Annotated in this window: 21 protein-coding genes; 7 read left to right on the top strand and 14 right to left on the bottom strand. The window is 66.1% G+C overall.

What is annotated here, in order from left to right; all coding sequences use genetic code 11:
- Positions 1–152: 152 nt before the first annotated feature.
- Positions 153–1,103 carry a ribosome biogenesis GTPase YlqF gene (gene ylqF / locus E7V67_006505; GenBank protein ID WUR14756.1) on the bottom strand — a complete coding sequence of 317 codons (951 nt, stop codon included), beginning with the start codon at positions 1,101–1,103 and terminating at the stop codon, positions 153–155.
- Between the two features lie 119 nt (positions 1,104–1,222).
- Between ylqF and E7V67_006500 the strand changes: the two genes are divergently transcribed.
- Complete coding sequence (locus E7V67_006500; protein WUR14755.1) at positions 1,223–1,906, top strand: hypothetical protein; 684 nt, start codon at positions 1,223–1,225, stop codon at positions 1,904–1,906.
- A gap of 68 nt (positions 1,907–1,974) precedes the next feature.
- On the opposite strand, the gene E7V67_006495 is transcribed toward E7V67_006500, so the two are convergent.
- Positions 1,975–2,901, bottom strand: coding sequence for a histone deacetylase family protein (locus E7V67_006495; protein ID WUR14754.1), 927 nt, complete (start codon positions 2,899–2,901; stop codon positions 1,975–1,977).
- A 94-nt stretch (positions 2,902–2,995) separates the two neighbouring features.
- Between E7V67_006495 and E7V67_006490 the strand changes: the two genes are divergently transcribed.
- From E7V67_006490 to E7V67_006470, 5 genes are all read left to right on the top strand, one after another.
- Positions 2,996–3,916, top strand: a complete 921-nt coding sequence (locus tag E7V67_006490) for an AAA family ATPase (protein ID WUR14753.1) — start codon at positions 2,996–2,998, stop codon at positions 3,914–3,916.
- A 2-nt stretch (positions 3,917–3,918) separates the two neighbouring features.
- Positions 3,919–4,890 carry a DUF58 domain-containing protein gene (locus tag E7V67_006485; GenBank protein ID WUR14752.1) on the top strand — a complete coding sequence of 324 codons (972 nt, stop codon included), beginning with the start codon at positions 3,919–3,921 and terminating at the stop codon, positions 4,888–4,890.
- Entirely contained in the window at positions 4,890–6,884 is a 1,995-nt protein-coding gene (locus E7V67_006480) for a DUF3488 and transglutaminase-like domain-containing protein (protein WUR14751.1), read from the top strand. Before E7V67_006485 ends, E7V67_006480 begins: the two co-directional genes overlap by 1 nt.
- A gap of 13 nt (positions 6,885–6,897) precedes the next feature.
- Positions 6,898–8,043, top strand: coding sequence for a lytic murein transglycosylase B (gene mltB / locus E7V67_006475; GenBank protein WUR14750.1), 1,146 nt, complete (start codon positions 6,898–6,900; stop codon positions 8,041–8,043).
- 495 nt (positions 8,044–8,538) lie between these two features.
- Complete coding sequence (locus E7V67_006470; protein ID WUR14749.1) at positions 8,539–8,874, top strand: hypothetical protein; 336 nt, start codon at positions 8,539–8,541, stop codon at positions 8,872–8,874.
- Between the two features lie 141 nt (positions 8,875–9,015).
- Here E7V67_006470 and cysM read toward each other — a convergent pair whose 3' ends face one another.
- The 3 genes from cysM to ugpC all read right to left on the bottom strand — a co-directional run bounded on the left by cysM (position 9,016) and on the right by ugpC (position 11,743).
- Positions 9,016–9,918: a cysteine synthase CysM gene (cysM, locus tag E7V67_006465; protein ID WUR14748.1), complete on the bottom strand. Its 903-nt coding sequence runs from the start codon at positions 9,916–9,918 to the stop codon at positions 9,016–9,018.
- Positions 9,919–9,951: 33 nt separating this feature from the next.
- Positions 9,952–10,521, bottom strand: a complete 570-nt coding sequence (locus E7V67_006460; protein ID WUR14747.1) for a GNAT family N-acetyltransferase — start codon at positions 10,519–10,521, stop codon at positions 9,952–9,954.
- A 145-nt stretch (positions 10,522–10,666) separates the two neighbouring features.
- Positions 10,667–11,743: a sn-glycerol-3-phosphate ABC transporter ATP-binding protein UgpC gene (gene ugpC, locus E7V67_006455; protein WUR14746.1), complete on the bottom strand. Its 1,077-nt coding sequence runs from the start codon at positions 11,741–11,743 to the stop codon at positions 10,667–10,669.
- Between the two features lie 181 nt (positions 11,744–11,924).
- On the opposite strand from ugpC, the gene E7V67_006450 reads away from it, so the two are divergent.
- Positions 11,925–13,682 carry an FAD-dependent oxidoreductase gene (locus E7V67_006450; GenBank protein ID WUR14745.1) on the top strand — a complete coding sequence of 586 codons (1,758 nt, stop codon included), beginning with the start codon at positions 11,925–11,927 and terminating at the stop codon, positions 13,680–13,682.
- Positions 13,683–13,688: 6 nt separating this feature from the next.
- On the opposite strand, the gene E7V67_006445 is transcribed toward E7V67_006450, so the two are convergent.
- From E7V67_006445 to aroA, 9 genes are all read right to left on the bottom strand, one after another.
- Positions 13,689–14,396, bottom strand: coding sequence for a PEP-CTERM sorting domain-containing protein (locus tag E7V67_006445; protein ID WUR14744.1), 708 nt, complete (start codon positions 14,394–14,396; stop codon positions 13,689–13,691).
- A gap of 180 nt (positions 14,397–14,576) precedes the next feature.
- On the bottom strand, positions 14,577–14,915 hold the full coding sequence (locus E7V67_006440) for a helix-hairpin-helix domain-containing protein (protein WUR14743.1): 339 nt from the start codon (positions 14,913–14,915) through the stop codon (positions 14,577–14,579).
- Positions 14,916–15,037: 122 nt separating this feature from the next.
- Entirely contained in the window at positions 15,038–15,979 is a 942-nt protein-coding gene (gene rfaE1 / locus E7V67_006435; GenBank protein WUR14742.1) for a D-glycero-beta-D-manno-heptose-7-phosphate kinase, read from the bottom strand.
- A 132-nt stretch (positions 15,980–16,111) separates the two neighbouring features.
- The gene (lapB, locus tag E7V67_006430; protein ID WUR14741.1) at positions 16,112–17,287 is read right to left on the bottom strand and encodes a lipopolysaccharide assembly protein LapB; all 1,176 of its coding nucleotides are present in this window, start codon (positions 17,285–17,287) and stop codon (positions 16,112–16,114) included.
- A gap of 27 nt (positions 17,288–17,314) precedes the next feature.
- Positions 17,315–17,614, bottom strand: coding sequence for a LapA family protein (locus tag E7V67_006425; GenBank protein ID WUR14740.1), 300 nt, complete (start codon positions 17,612–17,614; stop codon positions 17,315–17,317).
- A gap of 121 nt (positions 17,615–17,735) precedes the next feature.
- Positions 17,736–18,041, bottom strand: coding sequence for an integration host factor subunit beta (locus E7V67_006420; protein ID WUR14739.1), 306 nt, complete (start codon positions 18,039–18,041; stop codon positions 17,736–17,738).
- A gap of 40 nt (positions 18,042–18,081) precedes the next feature.
- Entirely contained in the window at positions 18,082–19,758 is a 1,677-nt protein-coding gene (gene rpsA / locus E7V67_006415; GenBank protein ID WUR16236.1) for a 30S ribosomal protein S1, read from the bottom strand.
- 128 nt (positions 19,759–19,886) lie between these two features.
- Positions 19,887–20,555: a (d)CMP kinase gene (gene cmk / locus E7V67_006410; GenBank protein WUR14738.1), complete on the bottom strand. Its 669-nt coding sequence runs from the start codon at positions 20,553–20,555 to the stop codon at positions 19,887–19,889.
- 116 nt (positions 20,556–20,671) lie between these two features.
- Positions 20,672–22,027: a 3-phosphoshikimate 1-carboxyvinyltransferase gene (gene aroA, locus E7V67_006405; protein WUR14737.1), complete on the bottom strand. Its 1,356-nt coding sequence runs from the start codon at positions 22,025–22,027 to the stop codon at positions 20,672–20,674.
- Positions 22,028–22,029: the final 2 nt, after the last annotated feature.

Raw genomic sequence — 22,029 nt, 5'->3', positions numbered from 1 at the left:
CTGACCCCGATTTTTATCGCATCGCTCGAGCGCGAACAGAACAGGTTGATAGCGGCGGTTAAAACCGGGGTCAGTCCCCTAGTGACGTCAACGGCAAGCGCGTCGGCCACCACTTACCGGGGACAGACCCCTGCGGATCGGCCGCCGCGGGCTCAGGTCCCGCGCTTGCCCCGCATCCGCTCCGCTTCCTTCTCGGCAGCCTTGGCTGCCGCCTTCTCGGCCTTGATGCGCTCCTCTTCCTGGAACACCGCCAGCGCGGCCGCGCGCGTTTCCGGCGTCTCCAGCGAGATGCGGCCCAGCGCGCCGCTGCGGTAGTCCTGCAGCAGCATGTGCGAGGCCTTCTCGAAATCCCAGTCGCCGCCGCGGATGCGGTAGCCGCGCTTCTGCGCCAGGCCTTCGACGACGGCGATGCCGTCCATGCTGGCGATGTCCTTGAAGCCGTAGCGCGCCTGCAGCAGTTGCGGGTAGCGGCGCAGCAGCTCTTCCGCCAGCCACGTCGCCACCTCTTCCTCGATCAGGGCGTTGGCGCCGATGGCGTGGCTGGCCGCCAGCGCCAACCCGTCGCTGGGCATCTCGATCTTCGGCCACAACAGCCCGGGCGTGTCGATGATGGCGGTGTTCATGTCCAGGTAGATCTTCTGCTGCGTCTTGGTGACGGCCGGCTCGTCGCCCACCTTCGCGACGCGGCGCTTGAGCAGCGCGTTCATCAAGGTGGACTTGCCGACGTTCGGAATCCCCATGATCATCATGCGCAGCGGCTTGGTCGGCACGCCGCGGTGCGGCGCCAGCGCGCGCGCCTTGTCGATGACCTTGGCCACGTCCGCCGGCTTCTTGGTCGTCATCGCGTAGGCCGTCACGCTGCTGTCCTGCTCGAAATGGCGTACCCAGGCCGCCGTGGCGTCCGGGTCGGCCAGGTCGATCTTGTTGAGGATCTTCAGGCAGGGCTTGGAGCGGAACTTGCGCAGCTCCTCCACCAGCGGATTGCAGCTGGCGGCCGGCAGGCGGGCATCGACCACCTCGATGACGACGTCGACGTCCGCCATCTGTTCCGCCGCCTTTTTCTTGGCGGCGTTCATATGCCCCGGGAACCATTGGATAGCCATGCTGTTGCCTTCAAAATCGTTGGATCAATCCGCTATTTTACCGGGACTGTGGCGTGTCGCCTATTTTCTTGGCAGCAAGTCGCTGGTACCATAGACGCCTGCCCGCCATTCGTCCCGCCATGAAACTTGCCGCCCTTCTGCTCGCCTTCCACGCTTTTGCGAACGCTGCCCCCGTTGTCGAAGTGGCAGGCATCCGCGACCCGGAATTGAAGGCCTACCGCACGATGGTCAAGGGGCTGGACGCGTTCGACCTGGAGCGCGCGCACGCGCCGAAAGCCGCGCTGCGCTTCCTGCTGCGTCCCGCCGCAACCGGCGAAACGCTGGACGGCCTGACCCTGACGATCAGCGGCGACACGGTCAGCCTGCCCGTCGAGCTGGCGGCCGACGGCGGCTTCGTGCTCCCGCGCAGCGCGGCGGCGCTGGCCGACCGCGCCGAACTGGTACTGAACAAGAAGCGCAATTCGTTCCGCTGGCGGCCGGACGTGCGCAGCCCGGGCGTGCCGGCCAATGCGCGCCGGCTGGGCGACCTGCGCCTGCAATGCGCGGTGCAGTGGGCGATCGACCGCGAGGCGCTGACGCCGCAGGCGCGCGGCGCGCTGGAAGCGAACGGCGGGCCGTGCCACTCGCCGCTGGCGCACACTGCCTTCGAGGCGCCACAGGCCTTGCGCGCGGCCTGGCTGCGCGAGGGTTCGCGGCGCGAGGCCCTGCCCGTCAACCGGCAACACGCGCGCCGCTTCACGCCGCCGCTGGCCGATGGGGGCTGGGGCGACGATGCGATGGTCGAATTCGAATATGGGACGTAACCCTGCGGTGTCAGGCACCTATCTGCGGGTCTCCGACCCGCAGATAGGTGCCTGACACCATGGGTCTCTCATATTTCCGCCAGCGCCTTGACGTGCGCCACCACGCTGCGCCCCAGGGCCGACAGGTTGTAGCCGCCCTCCAGGCAACTGACGATGCGTCCTCTGGCGTGCTTTTTCGCCACCGCCACCAACTGCTCCGTCATCCACGCATAGTCCGCCTCCACCAGGCCCATGCCGCCCAGGTCGTCCTCGCGGTGGGCATCGAAGCCGGCCGAGATGAAGATCATCTCCGGCTTGAACGCGTGCAGCGCCGGCAGCCATTTGTCCAGCACCAGCTGGCGCACCACGTCGCCCTTGGTGTAGGCGGGCACCGGCACGTTGATCCGGTTCGGCGTGATCGGCAGCGCGTCCACGTAGGGATAGTACGGGTGCTGGAAGAAGCTCGCCATCAGCACGCGGCGCTCGTCGCGGAACGCTTCCTCGGTGCCGTTGCCGTGGTGGACGTCGAAGTCGATGATCGCGACCCGCCTCAGGCCGCGCGCATCGAGCGCGTGGCGCGCCGCGATGGCCACGTTGTTGAACAGGCAGAAGCCCATCGGCGCCGACGGCCGCGCGTGGTGGCCGGGCGGTCGCACGGCGCAGAAGGCGTTATCGATTTCACCATCGATGACGGCATCCGTCGCCGCCACCGCCGCCCCGGCGGCGCGCAATGCGGCCTGCCAGCTGTGCCGGTTCAGCGAGGTGTCGCCGTCGATCGGATAGTAGTCGTCGCCCTCGTGCGGCTGGGTCTTGACGATGGCGATGGCGTTGGGCGAGTGATTGCGCGCCACGTCGGCCAAGTCCACCAGGGGCGCTTCGCGATGCTCCAGCAGGTCGTCGATGTGCGCATTGATCAACTGGTCGGCGATGGCTTGCAGCCGCGCGGGGGATTCGGGGTGCCATTGCCCCATTTCGTGACGCTGGCAATCGGGATGGCTGTAAATGGCTGTGGTCATTGTGCTGTGGTCTGTACCCGCTCGTTTCCGTACCGCATGATCAATGGCGCAGGGTAGAATCCCCTGCATCACAGGCACCATGATATCAGACACCATGTATGCAAAATTGCACGACGTCGCGCGCCAGGTGGGGACCATCATCGTCGGCAAGGACCTGCAGATCCGCCAGGCGCTGACCTGCCTGCTGGCCGGCGGCCACCTGCTGGTCGAGGACGTGCCGGGTGTCGGCAAGACCACGCTGTCCCACGCGCTGGCCATTTCGCTGGGACTGCGCTTCAACCGCATCCAGTTCACCAGCGACCTGCTGCCGGCCGACGTCGCGGGCATCTCGATCTACGAGCGCGAAAAGAATGGCTTCGTGTTCCACCCCGGTCCCATCTTCACGCAGGTGCTGCTGGCCGACGAAATCAACCGCGCCACGCCGAAGACGCAATCGGGCCTGCTGGAGGCGATGGAGGAGCGCCAGGTCAGCGCGGACGGCGTCACGCGGCCGCTGCCCGAGCCGTTCTTCGTCATCGCCACGCAGAATCCCACGCACCAGGTGGGCACCTTCCCCTTGCCCGAATCGCAGCTGGACCGCTTCCTGATGTGCCTTTCGCTGGGCTACCCCGACCCGGCCGCGGAGCGGGCATTGCTGCTGGGCGAGGACCGGCGCGCGCTGCTCAAGACCTTGCCGGCGGCGATGACGCCCGCCGAACTGGCGGCGGCGCAGCAGGGGCTGCGCCGGATTCACGCGTCGGCCGCGCTGGTCGACTATGTGCAGGCGCTGGCCCAGGCGTCGCGCCAGAACGGCTCGTTCGCCGAAGGGCTGTCGCCGCGCGCGGCGCTCGCGCTGCTGCAGGCGGCGCGCGCCTGGGCCGCGCTGGAGGGGCGCGACCATGTGCTGCCGGAGGACGTGCAGGCCGTGCTGGTGCCCGTCTGCGCGCACCGGCTGCGCCCCCTGAAGTCGGCGCACGGCGTGGCGCTGGCCAGCCGCGACCTGGTGCTGCGGCTGCAGCAGTCCGTGCCGGTCTAGCCATGGCCAGACCGGCCTCGCGCATGCCGGAACGCAGCGCCGCGACCGTGCTGACGATGCGCCGCGTCTACGTGCTGCCCAGCCGCGCCGGCGTGGCGTATGTCGCCCTGCTGGTGCTGATGCTGGTCGGCGCCATCAATTACACGTTGGGGCTGGGGTTTGCGCTGACGTTCTTTGCCGGCTCCTGTGCCATCGTCGACATGGTGCTCACCGTGCGCAACCTGGCCGGCCTGCGCCTGCTCGCGGGACGGGCGCAGCCCGTTTTCGCGGGCGAGGAAGCGCAGTTCGAGCTGCAGCTGCATAACGACGGCCAGGCCGACCGCTGCGCCATCCGCATCGGCTTCCACCCGGCCGGCACGCCGTGGCGCACCCAGCCCGCCCATGCGGTGGACGTGGCGGCCGGCGCCAGCACCGCCGTCACGCTGACGGTGCCGGCGAGCCGGCGCGGCTGGCTGGTGGCGCCACCGGTGCGCCTGACGACGCGCTTTCCGCTCGGCCTGTTCGGCGCCTGGAGCAACTGGCAGCCGGACCTGCGCGTGCTGGTCTACCCGTTCCCCGAGCAGGATGCCCCGCCGCTGCCCTCGCGCGGCGATGCCAGCGCGGAAGGCCACGGCACCGTGGGGCTGGACAACTTCGCCGGCATCCGCAGCTACCAGCCCGGCGACCCGATGCGCCACCTGGCCTGGCGCCAGATCGCGCGCCTGCACCCGGAGGACGGCGGCCAGCTCGTCACCAAGCACTTCGACGGCGGCGCCGTGGCCGAGCTGCTGCTCGACTTCGCCGACCTGCCGCTGCAACTCGACCTCGAGCTGCGGCTGGCGCGCATGACGCAGTGGGTGCTGCAGGCCGAGGCACGCGCGCTGCCGTATGCCTTCCGGCTGGGCCACCACCACTATCCGGCCGCGCTGGGCGATGCGCATCGCGCCGCCTGCCTGCGCGCGCTGGCGCTGTACGGCGACGCGGGAGGTACTTGATGCGCCTGCCCGTGCTGACGCGCGACAAGGCCGACACGCTGCTGCTGGTCGTGGCGGCGCTGCTCGTGATCGCGCCGCACTTCGCCCACCTGCCGCTGTGGACCAGCGCCACCGTCTGCGTCACCTTGTTCTGGCGCGCCCTGCTGACGTGGCGCGGCCGGCGCCTGCCGCCCGTCTGGCTGCTGCTGCCGGTCGCGCTGCTGGCGATGGCAGGCGTGTGGTACTCCTACCGCACGCTGCTGGGGCGCGACCCGGGCGTGGCCATGCTGGCGCTGCTGCTGGCGTTCAAGCTGCTGGAAATGCATGCGCGGCGCGACCTGTTCGTCGTGCTGTTCCTCAGCTTCTTCCTGCTGCTGACGAACTTCTTCTATTCGCAGACGATGCTCACCGCCCTGGGCATGGCCGTCACGCTGGTGGTGCTGCTGACGGCACAGCTGACGTTCCAGTACACGGGCGCGGTGCCGCCGCTGGCGCGGCGCGTGCGCCTGGCCGGCAAGGTGGCCCTGCTGGCCACGCCGCTGGCGGCGCTGCTGTTCATCGGCTTCCCGCGCATCCAGGGGCCGTTATGGGGCCTGCCGGGCGATGCCCGCTCGGCCCGCACCGGCATCTCGGACACAATGGCGCCCGGCTCGATGACGAACCTGGCACTGTCGGAGGAAGTGGCGTTCCGGGTGCGCTTCCTCGATCCGGCACCGGCGCAGAACCGGCTGTACTGGCGCGGCGTGGTGCTCAGCAACTACGACGGCCGCACCTGGACCCGCATTGGCGGCACGCCCTACCGCAGGAACGCCGACGGCCTGACGATGGCCCTGGGCGGGCGCGCGATCCGCCACGAGATCACGATGGAAGCGAGCGAGCGGCGCTACCTGTTCACGTTGGAATTGACCCGCCCGGACCTGCCGGTGCCGGGCCAGCGCGTGGCCACGTCCGACGAACTGGAGACCTTCACCCTGCGTCCACTGCAGCAACGCATCCGCTACCGCGCCACCGCGCATAGCCAGTACACATTGCAGGCCGACCTGGACCCGGCGCTGACAGGCAAGTGGCTGCAACTGCCGGCGGGCTTCAATCCGCTGACGCTGGCACTGGGCGCGCGACTGCGGGCGCTGGCGCAAGAACGGCGCGAAGGCACGCCGGAAATCGTCGATGCCGTCCTGCGCCTGCTGCGCGAGAAGCGCTTCGAATACACGCTGGAGCCGGCGCTGCTGGGCCGCCACAGCGTGGACGAGTTCCTGTTCCGTACCCGCCAGGGCTTCTGCGAGCACTTTGCCGGCTCGTTCGTGTTCCTGATGCGTGCCGCCGGCGTCCCGGCCCGCGTCGTCACGGGCTACCAGGGCGGCGAATTCAATCCGGTGGACGGCTACGTCACGGTGCGCCAGTCCGATGCGCACGCCTGGGCCGAGGTCTGGATCGCCGGCCAGGGCTGGCGCCGCGTCGATCCCACCGCGGCAGTGGCGCCGGAACGGGTCAATGCCAGCCTCGCGCGCGCCTTGCCGGCGCAGGCACCGTTCGGCCTGACCGGGCTGATCGCTTTGCAGAACGACAAGGATTCGTGGCTTTCGCGCCTGCGTTTTCGCATCAATGCGATGAATAATGCTTGGAATCAATGGGTCCTGGATTACAATCCCGAACGGCAGCAAAATTTCCTTGCGGAACTATGGGACAAGGTCGGCACCTGGCACACGCCCGCAGCGGCGGCACTGCTGGGCCTGCTGATCTGGGGCTGGCGACGCCTGCGACGGGCTCGCGCGGCCGATCCGGTGCAGGCGGCCTACGCCCGCCTGTGCCGTCAGCTGGCCGGTCACGGACTCGTGCCCGCGACCGGCGAGGGACCGCACAGCCTGGTACTCCGAGTGCGGGCGCTGCCGCTGCCGGAAGAGCGGAAGGCCGCCTATGCGGAATTTCTGGAACTCTATAGTGCGCTCCGTTATCGCGCACTCGACGACGATGAACGAAACCGGTCCGCCGCCAGGCTGGCCTCACTATTGCGCTGATCCACGATTTTCCATGACATTTGCCAAGCGATTCCGTAACAAACCCTTAGTCACCCTGCTGCTGTCCGCCCTCGTGGCCGCCACCAGCCTGTGCCCGCCCGAAGTGTTCGCGGCGCCCCACAAGAACGTGAAGAAGTCGAAGGCCAAGCCGGCGAAAAAGCCCGTCGCGGCGCCCGCCAGCGACTACTACACCGGGGAATTCGTCAACTTCGGCCAGTGGAAGGAAGTGCAGGCCTTCGTCGACGACATGGTCGGCAAGCACGGCTTCAGCCGTACCGAACTGGCCTCCCTGCTGTCGAATGTGCGCTACCTCGATTCCGTCGTGCAGCTGGTCAAGCCGGCGCCGCCGGGCAAGCCGAAGAACTGGACGGTCTACAGCAGCCGCTTCATCGAACCGATCCGCATCAACGCCGGCGTGCGCTTCTGGAACGACAATGCCGAGGCGCTGGCGCGGGCCGAGGCGCTGTACGGCGTACCGGCCGAGATCCTGGTCGGCATCATCGGCGTGGAAACCATCTACGGCCGCGATACGGGACGCTTCCGTGTCATCGACACGCTGACGACGCTGGCCTTCGCTTACCCGGTCGCACCGAACCGCGATGCGCGCATGGCGTTCTTCCGCGACGAGCTGGAGGCCACCCTGCTGTACGCGCGCCAGACCGGCATCGATCCGCTCTCGCTGCAAGGCTCGTTCGCCGGCGCCGTCGGCATGCCGCAGTTCATGCCCAGCAATATCGTCAAGTACGGGGTGGACTTCGACGGCGACGGCCGCATCGACCTGCGTAACTCGGCAGCGGACGCGATCGGCAGCGTGGCGGCCTTCCTGGTCGGCCATGGCTGGCAACGCGACCAGCCTGGTCCCATCGTTTATCACGCCACCGTATCGCCCAGCCGCGCGTGGGAGCAATACCTGAATCTTGGCCTCGAAGCAAAAGTTCGCCCGGAAGACTTGACGGGGGCCGGCATCGTCACCACATCCTCCTTGCCGCCAAGCATGCTCTACGGGCTGGTGGACCTCCAGAACGGCTCGGAGCCGACCGAATACTGGGTAGCAAGCAACAACTTCTTCGCGATCACGCAATACAACCGCAGCTATTTCTATGCGATGTCCGTCGTCGAACTGGGCCGCGCAGTCCGCATCACCCGTTCCGGGTCGTAACGCGCGCATATGTAACGGAGCGTAAAAAGCTCCGTTCGTTGCTTGCAAGAATGTAATGTTTGTGGGAAACTGCCGTTACTGTTGCATTTAGTGCAGCAGTAGTGGTAAGTTTTATATTACACTTAAAATTGTACGATTGACAAAGCCGCGTCCGCTCTTGTGCGTTTATCTACCACAAAAATTCAGGTAGAATTCTCACACATTGTTGCGATAGGACAACGGCGAGCAAAAGATGGACCATTTTTCTATTGCTCGTGAGTAAAATATTGCGGAATGTTGTACAATTGTGTATATATTATGAAACCTTGTTATCCCGGAATCCGCGTATCGTTCCTCAGTGAAGGGAGAACATAGGGGTCTCGGAAACGTCGCGCGCAGCCTTGCGCACGGCCGGAACGTGGCCCTGAAGCGCAGCTTGAGCTCCGAGTGTTTCACTTTGCAGAACAACTTTACAGAAGGAACAGACGTATCATGACAAATCAAGTCGGTATTGATATGAACAACGATTCGGAAGGCGACGATCTGCTGCAGTACAACCCCAATCGCCTGCTGGACACGCTGATCGAGAACCTGCGCCTGAAGAACGACGCGGCCCTGTCGCGCGCGCTGGAAGTGGCGCCGCCGGTCATCAGCAAGATCCGCCACCACCGCCTGCCGGTCGGCGCCTCGCTGCTGATTCGCATGCACGAAGTCAGCGACCTGTCGATCCGCGACCTGCGTTACCTGATGGGCGACCGCCGCAACAAGTTCCGTATCAGCGACAAGCAGTTCAAGCCGAAAGAAGGCGAAACGCCACAGAGCAGCACCAACAACAGCAACAACAACGGTTGATGCCGCGCCAGCGCTGGCGCCCTCCCGCTTGCGGGCAGGGCGTTACGCGGTGCGTCCGCCGTCATCAGCGCGCCTTGGGCGCGCTTTTTTATTGCCGGCAGCTCCGGGAGACAGGCGCCGATCGGTGCCTGTCCCATGGGCTTACGCCGGGAAGACGCCCGTCGACAAATACCGGTCACCCCGGTCGCAGACGATGAACACGATCGTCGCGTTCTCCACCGTCTGCGAAATGCGCAGTGCGATCTCGCAGGCGCCAGCGGCCGAGATGCCGCAAAAGATGCCCTCCTCCGCCGCCAGCCGGCGCGCCATGCGCTCGGCCGCCGCCTGCGACACCGACTCGATCTGGTCCACGCGCGCCTTGTCGAAGATCTTCGGCAGGTAGGCTTCCGGCCACTTGCGGATGCCGGGGATCGACGAGCCCTCCTCCGGCTGGGCGCCGATGATGCGGATGCCCTCGTTTTTCTCCTTCAGGTACTGCGACACGCCCATGATCGTGCCCGTCGTGCCCATCGCGCTGACGAAGTGCGTGATGCGGCCTTCCGTGTCGCGCCAGATCTCGGGACCGGTCGTCTCATAGTGGGCGCGCGGATTGTCGGCGTTGGCGAACTGGTCGAGGATGATGCCCTTGCCGTCCTTCTGCATCTGCTCGGCCAGGTCGCGCGCGTATTCCATGCCGCCCGTCTTCGGCGTCAGCACGATCTGCGCGCCATAGGCCGCCATGCTCTGGCGCCGTTCCTCGGACAGGTTTTCCGGCATCAGCAGCACCATCTTGTAGCCACGGATGGCGGCGGCCATCGCCAGCGCGATGCCGGTATTGCCGCTGGTGGCTTCGATCAGCGTGTCGCCCGGCTTGATGTCGCCGCGCTCCTCGGCACGGCGCAGCATCGACATGGCGGCGCGGTCCTTGACGGAACCGGCCGGATTGTCGCCTTCCAGCTTGCCCAGGATGACGTTGTTGCGCGCGACGGCGTCGGCGCCCGGCAGGCGCACCAGTTGCACCAGCGGGGTGTTGCCGATCGTGTCGGCGATGGTCTTGTAAGTCATGCGCTCAGCTTTTTCTAACCCAAAACGACCATTCTAATCCGACTCGGAGCCCGATGCTTGCGGTCGCAGCGCCAGTGCCATGTAGGCATAGCCGTGCCGTTCGCCATCGATGCGCAGCAGGTCGGCGATCTCGCCCGTCTGCACGAAGCCGCGCTTGCGGTACAGCGCCCGCGCCGGCTCGTTCACGCTGAGCACTTCCAGGTCGATCCAGTCCAGCGGCCCGTGCGCCACGGCCCAGTCGATGGCCGTGTCCAGCAGCGCCATGCCGAGGCCGGAGCGGCGCGCGGCGCGGTGCACGCCCATGCCCAGCAAGGCACGGTGGACAGATTCCGCCTCGGGCCGGGCGCGCAGGTCGATGTGACCGCGGATTGCGGCGCCGTCGAAGGCCAGCCACAGGCGGCGCCAGCCCGGCGCCGTCAGCGGCGTCGCCAGGCCATTCGTGAAAGCTTCGATACGGCCAGGCGGCACGCTGCGCTGGCCCCTTGGCATCGGCTGGAACAGGGGCATGCCGCCGACACCGTTCTCGGCCAGCTGGTCGGCAAGGTAGGGGAAAAAGTCGGGCAGGTCGGCTGCCGTGGCGGCGCGGATGGTCAGTGTGGTCATCCAAGCATTGTGCGGCATCGTCCAGCAGCTGTCGAGTTCGTGTCCCGTTTTGGTGACTGACACCGTGGTGGGACACGGGCTGGGCTGTTGGCACGGCTGAGCTCGTGTCTCACTTTGGGGTCTGACCCCGTGGTGGGACACGGGCTCAGCGGTTGGGACGATGGGCGTTGCCTTGCTCGTCGAAGACGTGCCAGCGGTTGGCATCGGCCGTGATGGTCGCGCGCTGGCCGGGTTGCCAGGTGGCGTCCGCATCGGCACGCGCGACCAGCTGGTCGCCGCCCTGCTCCGGTTGCAGGTAGACGTAGCTGAAGTCGCCCAGCAGCTCCGTAGCCTGGACCTGGACGGCGATGCCACCGGCGCTGTCCGGCGGCGCCAGTTGCACGTGTTCGGCGCGCAGGCCCAGCGTGACGGCGGCGCCGTCGGCCAGGCCCGCCACGTCGGCTACCGCCAGGCGCACGCCGGCCGCGTCCACGCCACCGGCGCGCACCGTGCCTTTGACGAAGTTCATCGCGGGCGAGCCCATGAAGCCGGCCACGAACAGGTTGCCGGGCCGGTTGTACAGCTCCAGCGGCGCGCCGACCTGCTCGACCTTGCCGCCGCGCAGCACGACGATGCGGTCGGCCAGGGTCATCGCCTCGACTTGGTCGTGCGTCACGTAGATCATCGTGCTTTTCAGGCTGCGGTGCAGGTTCTTCAGCTCGATGCGCATCTGCACGCGCAGCGCGGCGTCCAGGTTCGACAGCGGCTCGTCGAACAGGAATACCTCGGGATGGCGCACGATGGCGCGGCCGATCGCCACCCGCTGGCGCTGGCCGCCGGACAGCTCCTTCGGCTTACGCTGCAGCAGCGCTTCGATCCGCAGGCTGCTGGCTGCCTGCTGCACCTTCTCGCGGATCTGCGCGGCCGGCGTGCCGGCCAGCTTCAGGCCGAACGCCATGTTGTCGTAGACCGTCATGTGCGGGTACAGCGCATAGCTCTGGAACACCATCGCGATGCCGCGCTTGGCCGGCTCCACGTGCGTCATGTCACGCCCGCCGATGGCGATCGTGCCGGCGTCCGGCTCTTCCAGCCCGCAGATCGTGCGCAGCAAGGTGGACTTGCCGCAGCCGGACGGCCCCACGAACACGACGAACTCGCCATCGGCGATATCGAGGTCGATCCCATGCAGGATCCGCTGTTCGCCGAACCGCTTGTGCACGCCCCTGATTGCCAGCCCCGCCATTGTCGTCTCCCTGTTGTGCTGGCACGAGGATAGCCTATTCGCCGCACGCTGGCACGCACGACGCAGCCGTGCTTCTGCCTTGCGGGAGAGCGGCGCACCGATGGCCCCAAGCCGTGCACGCCATCGGGTAGACTTGCAGGGCGCACGCAACCCATCCACGTACCGACCCGCAATGGCCAACATGACGCTTACTCCCACCCAGTTCGTTCCCGAAGCCAGCAAGGAGGACGAAGTTCCCGCCATCGGCGCCACCATCGAATCGCGCCGCCACCAGATTTTTCCGCGCCTGACGGACGCGGAGGTGCGCCGCCTGCACCGCTTCGGCACCGTGCGCACGTATCACAACGGCGTGCGCGTGCTGGAGGCGGGCCATACGACGTTCGGCATGGTCGTCGTGCTGGCCGGTCGCATCGCCATCAACCGCTACGATGGCCTGGGCAATTCGGCCTTCATCACCGAGCACGGCCCGGGTGAATTCACGGCGGAGGTGTCGCAGCTGGCCGGCCGGCCGTCCCTGGTCAACGCCACCGCCGTCGGCGAGGTGGAAGCGCTGGTGATCTCGCCGGAAAACCTGCGCGCGCTCGTCATCGCCGAGGCCGAGCTGGGCGAGCGCATCGTGCGCGCGCTGATCCTGCGCCGCGTCAACCTGCTGGAGGTGGGCTCCGGTGGCCCGGTGCTGGTGGGACCGCACGGCCATCCGCGCCTGTTCCACCTGCAGAGCTTCCTGACCAGTAATGGCCATCCGCACACGATCCTCGACCCGCAGGAAGATGCACAGGCACGCACCCTGTGCGAGTACTACCAGCCGACGGCGGACGACTGGCCGCTGGTGGTCTGCCCGGACGGCAGCGTCAAGAAAAACCCGAGCAATGCCGACATCGGCCGCTGCCTGGGCATGCTGCCGGAGCTGGATCCATCGAAGGTGTGGGACGTGATCGTCGTCGGCGCCGGCCCGGCCGGGCTGGCGACGTCCGTGTATGCCGGTTCGGAAGGCCTGTCCGTGCTGGCGCTGGAGCAGCGCGCCTACGGCGGCCAGGCCGCGGCCAGCGCGCGCATCGAAAACTACCTGGGCTTCCCGACCGGGATCTCGGGCGGCGCCCTGGCCGGCCGCGCCTTCGTGCAGGCGCAGAAGTTCGGCGTGGAGGTGGCGGTCCCCGCCGCTGCCGCGCGCCTCTTGTGCGACACCTGGCCGCTGCGGGTGGAGCTGGCGGACGGCAGCTGCGTGCAGGGCCGCACCGTGGTGCTGTCATGCGGGGCGCGCTACCGCCGGCCTGCGCTGGCCAACATCAAGCAGTTCGAAGGCCGCGGCATCTACTACTGGGCCTCGCGCATCGAGGCCAACCTGTGCCGCAGCGAGGAAGTCATCCTGGTCGGCGGCGGCAACTCGGCCGGCCAGGCGGCCGTGTTCCTGTCCGGCCATGCCAAGAAGGTGCACATGGTGATTCGCGGCGAAGGGCTGAAGGCGACGATGTCGACCTACCTGATCGAGCGCATCCAGGCCACGGCCAATATCGAGCTGCACACGCATACCGAGATCGTGGCGCTGGAAGGCGACGAGGATGGCCTGAAGCAGGTCCGCCTGCGCAACAACCGGACCAGCGAAGAGACGGATTGCGACGTGGGCCGCGTCTTCCTGTTCATCGGCGCCGATCCGAACACGGACTGGCTGGGCGACTGCGGCGTGGACGTCGATGCCCAGGGCTTCATCCGCACCGGGCACGACGTGACGAAGGCGCAGTGCCGCGCCAAGCTGGAACAGGGCATCGCCCCGGATGAACAGCCGGCGCGCTCGCCCCTGGAGACGAGCGTGCCGGGCGTGTTCGCGATCGGCGACGTGCGCGCCGGCTCGACCAAGCGGGTGGCGGCCGGCGTCGGCGAAGGCGCCCAGGTGGTGTCGCAGATCCACGCGTTTCTCGCGAACCTGCCGGCGGGCGCCTGAGACGTTTTACTCGGGTTGGCGACGACGCAGCAGCAGCACGCCGGCGCCAGCCACCAGCAGCGCCCAGGTGGCCGGTTCCGGCACCGCGCTGACGGCATTGAAGACGACCTGGTTCGACCAGGCGGCCGACAGCGGCGACGCGTCCGAGGTGGTCAGGTGCACGTCGAAGCCGACCACCAGGCCGGCGCCATAGCGGCGGTAGCCCAGCAGCGCGGTACCGTCCTCCCAGGCCAGCACGGGCGTCACGCCCTCGACGAATTCGTTGCCCACTTCACGGCCGATCGTCTGCGTGCCCGCCGCCGGCAGCGTGACGCCGTTCAGCAGCCAGTCGCCCGCTGCCAGCACGTCGATGGCGGGGCTGGCTTCGCGCAGCGTGCCGCTCCAGCGCGGCCCGAACACGGCGGTGTTTTCCGTGAACGATACATGCGTGAAGCTCCAGGGCAGCTGGATCAGCGTGCCGCCGTTGAAGACGAAGCGGTCCAGCGCGTCGGCGTTGGCATAGGAGCTGCCATCCTGGATGTAGACCTGATATTGGGACAGCACGCTGTCGTTGTACCAGTCCACCGCACTGACGGTATTGCCCTGTGCCGTCAGGGCACTGGCGAGGGTAGGCGAATAATAGCTGCCGGCGCTGATGCCGACATTTCCCGCCTGGGCAGCGGCGGCTGCCGTCAACGCGGCGGCGGCGGCGAAGTTCCTGAACGATGTACGCATCACGATGCTCCCCGAAAAGTAATTCCAAGAGGATACATCGATAATTCAAGGAAATAAAGATTTATGAACAACAATTGTTTGCGATGCGTCAACGCCTGTATTGTTGTGTGTCGCCAGCCACAACCGCGCAAGAAAAAGCCCGGGACCGGGCCCGGGCTTCGTTGACGCGGCGCAGGCCGCTTATTTCTTCGTGGCGTCCTTCTTCGCTTCCGCCATCTTGGCGCTGTCCGCCGGCTTGGCCGGTGCGCCGTCCAGCGACTTGCCGTTCACCTGCAGGCCAGCCTCGGACAGCTTGGCGGCGTTCTTGCCGCCGATGCCCTTGACGCGCTTCTGGAAGTCGGCCCAGTCCTTGAACTCGCCCTTGCTGCGCTCTTCCAGAATGGCCTTCGACTTGGCCGGGCCGATGCCCTTGATCGTGTCGAGTGCGGCCTGGTCGGCCTTGTTCACGTCGACCTGCGCGAATGCCATGCTCATGGCCGCGACCATCGTCGCGACGGCCAGCATCAGTTTCTTCAACATGTGGTCCTCCGGATGTGTTGGATGCAGGGCCCGGCATGCGCCCCGGATTCCAGTAACGTTCCGTCACAGCCGTGGTTGACAGATGGTCAAGCGTGGCCGCAGCGCTTTGCGCCCGCGCAAACTCAGGCGCCGAACAGCTCCGCGCGCGTGACGGTGGCCGTGCCCAGCTTGCCGACCACGATGCCGCCAGCCCGGTTGGCGGTCTGCACCGCCTCGTTCCAGCCCGCGCCCGCGCCCAGCATCGCCGCCATGGTGGCGATTACCGTGTCGCCGGCGCCGGAGACGTCGAACACCTCGCGCGCGTCGGCCGGGATGTGGAAGCGGTCGGTGCGCGTGTACAGGGTCATGCCTTCCTCGGAGCGCGTCAGCAGCAGCGCTTCCAGCAGCAGCGACTCGCGCAGGTTCTGCGCCTTTTCGGTCAGCTGCTCCTCGCTGTTCCAGCTGCCGACGATGCGTTTCAGTTCGCCTTTGTTGGGCGTCAGGACGGTGGCGCCGGTGTAGCGCGTGAAGTCGTCGCCCTTCGGGTCGACCATGACGATCTTGTTCTCGGCGCGGGCGTACATGATCATGTCCGACACGTTGACCAGGCTGCCCTTGGCGTAGTCGGACAGCACGATCACATCGTAGTCCGGCAGCAGCGCGCGATACTGCGTCAGCTTGTTGCGCAGGACGACGTCGCTGGGCGGCTCCTCGAAGTCGATGCGCAGCATCTGCTGCTGGCGGCCGATCACGCGCAGCTTGATGATGGTGGAGATGGCTTCGTCGCGCTTGAGGAAGCTGTGGATGCCGCCGGCGTGCAGCATCTGTTCGACTTCGCTGCCCGCTTCGTCGGCACCGACGACGCCCAGCAGGCCTGCGTGCGCACCCAACGCCGCGGCGTTGCGTGCCACGTTGGCGGCGCCGCCCAGGCGCGCTTCGCGCTTCTCGATGCGGACGATGGGCACCGGGGCTTCCGGCGAGATGCGGCCGACGTCGCCGAACCAGTAGCGGTCCAGCATGACGTCGCCGACGACGAGGACGCGGACTTTGTCGAGGGCGGGGGCGGTGTAGGTAGTCAGGCTCAAGATATTTTCCCGTTATTGCTTGTAGGCTGGCGCCCAGGTAACGTCAGGTAACCCAAGGACCAAAATCGGGGGTCGGACCCGACGGGTCCGACCCCAGCTCTTGCATTCGGGTGTGCCGGGCGTACGGCAGCTTCAGTTCATCACATTCAGTTCTTCGGTACGGCGCGGCGGGTAGGTCTCCCAGCGGCTGCAGCCCGGGCAGTGCCAGTAGAACTGGCGCGCCTTGAAGCCGCAGTGGCTGCACTGGTAGCGCGCCAGCTTCTGTGTGTAGCCGTGCACCAGGTTCTTCACCAGCGACAGCTCGCCCAGCACGGCCGGCGGCGCGTCCAGCATGCGCGCCTCGAGGAACTTGTCGAGACCCAGGAGAGTCGGCGTGCGGCGCAACTCGTCGCCCACCAGCTGCTTGGCCGCTTCGACGCCTTCCAGCTCCAGCACCGCCTTGAACACCACTTCCAGCAGGTCGATCGACGAGGCCTGCTGCAGATAGGATTTGAGAAGGCTGACACCCTCCTCCGGCCGGCCCACTTTGCGGTAACCGTCCATCAGGCGCTGGGCGACCAGCGCCACGTGCGGCACGCTTTGCTGTTCGACGCGGCGCCAGGTGGCCAGCGCGGCCTCGGTGTCGCCCTTGGCCTGCTGCACGTCGCCGACCAGGATCGTCGCGCGCACGCTGGTGCGGTCGGCGTGCAGCGCCTGGTCCAGCAGCGGCAGCGCGTCGTCCGGGTGCATGTGCACCAGCGCGTCCTGCGCCAGCTCGCAGTAGAACTGGGCGATCTCCTTCTGGCGCGAGCCGGCGCCCGCCTCCTGCAGCGCGATCGCGGCTTCGATGGCACGCACCCACTCCTTCTCGCGCTGGAAGATCTCCAGCAGGGCGCGGCGCGCCTGCACGGCATAGCCGGTGTCCAGCAGGCGCTGGTAGGTCTCCTCGGCGCGATCGAGCAGGCCGGCCTTCAGGTAATCCTGGCCCAGCTCGTATTCGGCGTGGGCCCGTTCGTCGGCCGGCAGGTCGGGCCGCGACAGCAGGTTCTGGTGCACGCGGATGGCGCGCTCGGTCTCGCCGCGGCGGCGGAACAGGTTCCCGAGCGCGAAGTGCATCTCCGCCGCTTCCGGGTCCTGTCGCACGATCTCGACGAAGGAATCGATGGCCTTGTCCGGCTGGTCGTTCAGCAGGTGGTTCAGGCCCTTGAAATAACCGCGCGGCAGCGTGCGCGATTCGGAGACGAGCTGGCGGATGTCCACGCGCGCGGCGATCCATCCCAGGCCGAAGAAGGCCGGGATACCCAGCAACCACCAGAGTTCAAATTCCATGTGTCGTACTTATCTTTTGGGGGGAGCTTACTGCTGCGCGTTGACGTTGTCCGGCGCGCGGTTGACCTGCAGCGCGGCGGCCTGCAGCGACTGGATCGCCGCTTTCTGGCGGGTCGTCTCGCGCCGGTAGCGGAATACGGTGGGGGTCAGCGCCAGCACGCCGAGGGCGGCGCCGGCCACGAAGAAGGCCAGCAGCATCAGCACCAGGGGGCCGCGCAATTCGTAATCGAGGAACAGGTGCAGGTCCACTTCCTGCGTGTTTTTCAGGGCAAAACCGAAGAACAGGATAAACAGTATGACGCCAACTACCGTGGAGATTATCTTCATCGTTGTACTTTCCTGTTGCTTGCAAAACCCGATGATACCGCGAGTCGGCACGCCGCGACGACCCGAAAAAAAGGGGCGGGCTCGCGCCCGCCCCTCCTGACTGCATGCTACGGCAGAATCTTCAGTCCTCGATGATCGGTTGCCCGACCATCGCGTCCACCCGCTCGCGCAACTGCTTGCCCGGCTTGAAGTGCGGTACCCGTTTTTCGGGCACCATCACCTTGTCGCCGGACTTCGGATTGCGGCCGATGCGCGGTGGCCGGCTGTTCAGCGCGAAGCTGCCGAAGCCCCGGATCTCGATGCGCTGACCACTCGCCAGGGCGGTGGTCATCGCGTCGAGAATGGTCTTCACGGCATACTCCGCGTCTTTCGCCACCAGCTGCGAATAACGCTCGGCCAGGCGGTTGATCAGTTCGGACTTGGTCATCTGCTGTTCGCGTTCGTCTTGGTTCTTGCTCAGTTCTTGCTCAGTTCTTGTTATCGAACTTGGCCTTCAGCAGTGCGCCCAGGCTGGTGGTGCCCGATGCGGCGCTGCTGTCAGCTGCCATCTTCTGCATGGCTTCAGCGGTTTCAGCATTGTCCTTCGCCTTGATGGACAGCTGGATGCTGCGTGCCTTGCGGTCGATGTTGATGACCAGGGCTTCGACGCTGTCGCCGACCTTCAGGTGCGTACCGGCATCTTCCACGCGATCGCGGGAGATTTCGGAAGCGCGCAGGTAGCCTTCGACTTCTTCGGACAGGGCGATGACGGCGCCTTTCGGCTCAACCGACTTGACCGTACCGGTAACCAGCGAGCCCTTGTCGTTCATGGCTGCGAAGTTGTTGAACGGGTCGCCTTCCAGCTGCTTCACGCCCAGGGAGACGCGCTCGCGCTCGACGTCGATCGCCAGAACCACGGCTTCCAGCTCGTCGCCCTTCTTGAACTTGCGCACGGCTTCTTCGCCAGGCTCGGTCCAGGACAGGTCGGACAGGTGCACCAGGCCGTCGATGTTGCCAGCCAGGCCGATGAACACGCCGAAGTCGGTGATCGACTTGATCGCGCCCTTGACCTTGTCGCCCTTCTTGTGGGTGACGCCGAAGTCGTCCCAAGGGTTGGCCTTGCACTGCTTCATGCCCAGCGAGATACGGCGACGCTCTTCGTCGATCTCCAGAACCATGACTTCGACTTCGTCGCCCAGCTGCACGACTTTGTTCGGAGCGACGTTCTTGTTGGTCCAGTCCATTTCGGAAACGTGCACCAGGCCTTCGATGCCCTGCTCGACTTCGACGAACGCGCCGTAGTCGGTCAGGTTGGTGACTTTACCGAACAGGCGGGTGCCTTGCGGGTAGCGACGGGACAGACCGGTCCACGGGTCGTCGCCCAGCTGCTTCACGCCCAGCGAAACGCGGTTCTTTTCCTGATCGTACTTCAGGACCTTGGCGGTGATTTCCTGGCCAACCGACAGCACTTCCGACGGGTGACGCACGCGACGCCATGCCAGGTCGGTGATGTGCAGCAGGCCGTCGATGCCGCCCAGGTCGACGAACGCGCCGTAGTCGGTGATGTTCTTGACGACGCCGGTCACGACCGTGCCTTCTTTCAGCGTTTCCATCAGCTTCTGACGCTCTTCGCCCATCGAAGCTTCGATGACGGCGCGGCGGGACAGAACGACGTTGTTACGCTTGCGGTCCAGCTTGATGACCTTGAACTCGAGGGTCTTGCCTTCGAATGGGGTCGTGTCCTTGACCGGACGGGTGTCGACCAGCGAACCCGGCAGGAATGCGCGGATGCCGTTGGTCAGGACGGTCAGGCCGCCCTTGACTTTGCCATTGACGGTACCGGTGACGATCTCGCCGGATTCCATTGCTTTTTCCAGTGCCAGCCACGAAGCCAGACGCTTGGCTTTGTCGCGCGACAGGATGGTATCGCCGAAACCATTTTCCAGCGATTCGATGGCCACGGAAACGAAGTCACCAACTTTGACTTCCAGTTCGCCCTGGTCATTCTTGAATTCTTCAACAGGGATGAAAGCTTCCGATTTCAGGCCGGCGTTGACGATCACGAAGTTGTGATCCAGACGCACGACTTCAGCGGAGATCACTTCGCCAGAGCGCATGTCTTGACGCGACAGGGACTCTTCGAAGAGGGCTGCGAAACTTTCCATATTAGACATAGTACTTCCATGTTAACCAGCAAGGCTCGCACGATGCGACTTCAACTGGGTTGAGGGTTGGAGGACACAGCGTCCTCATACACCACCGCAAGCGGACAGAGCGCGCCTGCGGCACCAAACTATTTCCCGACGGCCGCATACCAGTTCAGCACCTGGGCAACGGCCGCTTCGACCGTCATGTCCGAGGTATCGAGCACATGCGCCCCCTCTGCAGGGACGAGAGGTGCGATGGCCCGTTGAGTATCACGGTCGTCGCGCGCTTTCAAATCCATCAGGAGGTCGTCCATGTTAGCAGAAATTCCCTTGCCGATCAATTGCTTATATCGGCGATCCGCGCGCGCCTCGACACTTGCAGTCAAGAACACTTTTAATTGCGCGTTTGGAAAGATCACGGTGCCCATGTCGCGCCCGTCGGCAACCAGGCCCGGGGCCTTGCGAAAGCCCAGCTGCAAGCCGAACAGGGCCTGCCGGACGGCGGGCAGCGCGGCGATCTTCGAGGCGGTATTGCCCACCTCCTCCGCCCGGATCGCATCCGTGACGTTCTCGTTGGACAGGAAGATCGCCTCGCCGGTGAAGCCGATATGGAGGTGCTCGGCAAGTTTCGCAAGAGCATGTTCATCGTTCAGCGGCGTCTGGCGGCGCAGCGCCTGCAGCGCGGTCAGGCGGTACAGGGCACCGGAGTCGAGCAGGTGGAAGCCGAGCTTGTCGGCGACCTTGTGGGCGACGGTCCCCTTGCCGGAAGCGGTAGGGCCGTCGATCGTGATGACGGGGATGTTGGAAGTAGGCATTGGCGGATTTTACTCCGCTGACGAGCCGCCGGATAGTTGCCAAGAAAATGGGGACAGACCCCATTTTTTTGGCAACATTTCCTCAAAAATGGGGTCTGTCCCCATTTTTGAGGAAATTAGTACTTGGCTTCGTGGGCGATGCCGGCAAAGGCGGTGAAGTAGTCCGGGAAGGTCTTGGCCACGCATTTCGGGTCGTTGATGCGCACCTGGGCGCCGCTGCGGGCGGCGCCGTCCAGCGAGGCGAGCGAGAAGCACATCGCCATGCGGTGGTCGTCGTAGGTGTCGATGGTGGCCGCGGCCAGCACTTTCGGTGGCGTGACCTTCAGGTAGTCGGCGCCCTCCTCCACTTCCGCGCCCAGCTTGCGCAGCTCGGTGGCCATCGCCGCGATGCGGTCGGTTTCCTTGACGCGCCACGAGGCGATGTTGCGCAGCGTGCTGGTGCCGTCCGCGTACAGGGCGGCGATGGCGATCGTCATCGCCGCGTCCGGGATGTGGTTGAAGTCCGCGTCGATGGCCTTCAACGGGCCCTTCGACTTCGATTCGATCCAGTTGTCGCCCATCGTGATGTGCGCCCCCATCTGCTCGAGCGCATGCACGAAGCGCACGTCGCCCTGGATCGAGTCGCGCCCCACGCCTTCCACGCGCACCGGGCCGCCGGCGATGGCGCCGGCCGCCATGAAGTACGACGCCGACGAGGCATCGCCCTCGACATGGATATTGCCCGGGCTCTGGTAGCGCTGGCCGGACGGGATCGTGAACGACGCCCACTCGTCCTGCTCCACCGTGACGCCGAAGCGGCGCATCAGGTTCAGCGTGATCTCGATGTAGGGCTTGGAAATCAGCTCGCCTTCCACGTCGATCGTGACCGCATGCGAGTGCGCCATCAACGGCGCCACCATCAGGAGCGCGGTGAGGAACTGGCTCGACACGTTGCCGCGCACGGACAGCCGGTTGGTATTGAACGCGCCGGTGCGAATGTGCAGCGGCGGGTAGCCCGGATTGCCGGTGTACTCGATCGCGGCGCCGACGGCGTTCAGCGCATCGACCAGGTCACCGATCGGGCGCTCGTGCATGCGCGCGACGCCGGACACCTTGTAGTCGCCGCCGATCACGGCCAGTGCCGCCGTCAACGGGCGGATCGCCGTGCCGGCATTGCCCATGAAGAGGTCGGCCTGCTGGTTGGGGAAGCTGCCGTTGGCACCGCGCACGCGGTGGATCGTGCGCGCCGTGCCGTTGACGGCGGTGGGCGGCTCCTCGGTCCATTCGACACCGAGCGCGCGCAGCGCGCCCAGCATCACCTGCGTGTCGTCGGAATCGAGCAGGTCGACGATCTTGGTCTCCCCTTCGGCCAGCGCGGCCAGCAACAGTATCCGGTTGGAGATGCTCTTGGAGCCGGGCAGGCGCACGACGCCTTGCACGTGCATGACCGGTTGCAGGTCGATATACGGCGGGTGTTCGGTAGATTCGGTCATGA

This window comes from [Empedobacter] haloabium (genome assembly GCA_008011715.2).
Lineage (GTDB): Bacteria > Pseudomonadota > Gammaproteobacteria > Burkholderiales > Burkholderiaceae_D > Rugamonas > Rugamonas haloabia.
This window is presented reverse-complemented; position numbering and strand designations above follow the sequence as displayed.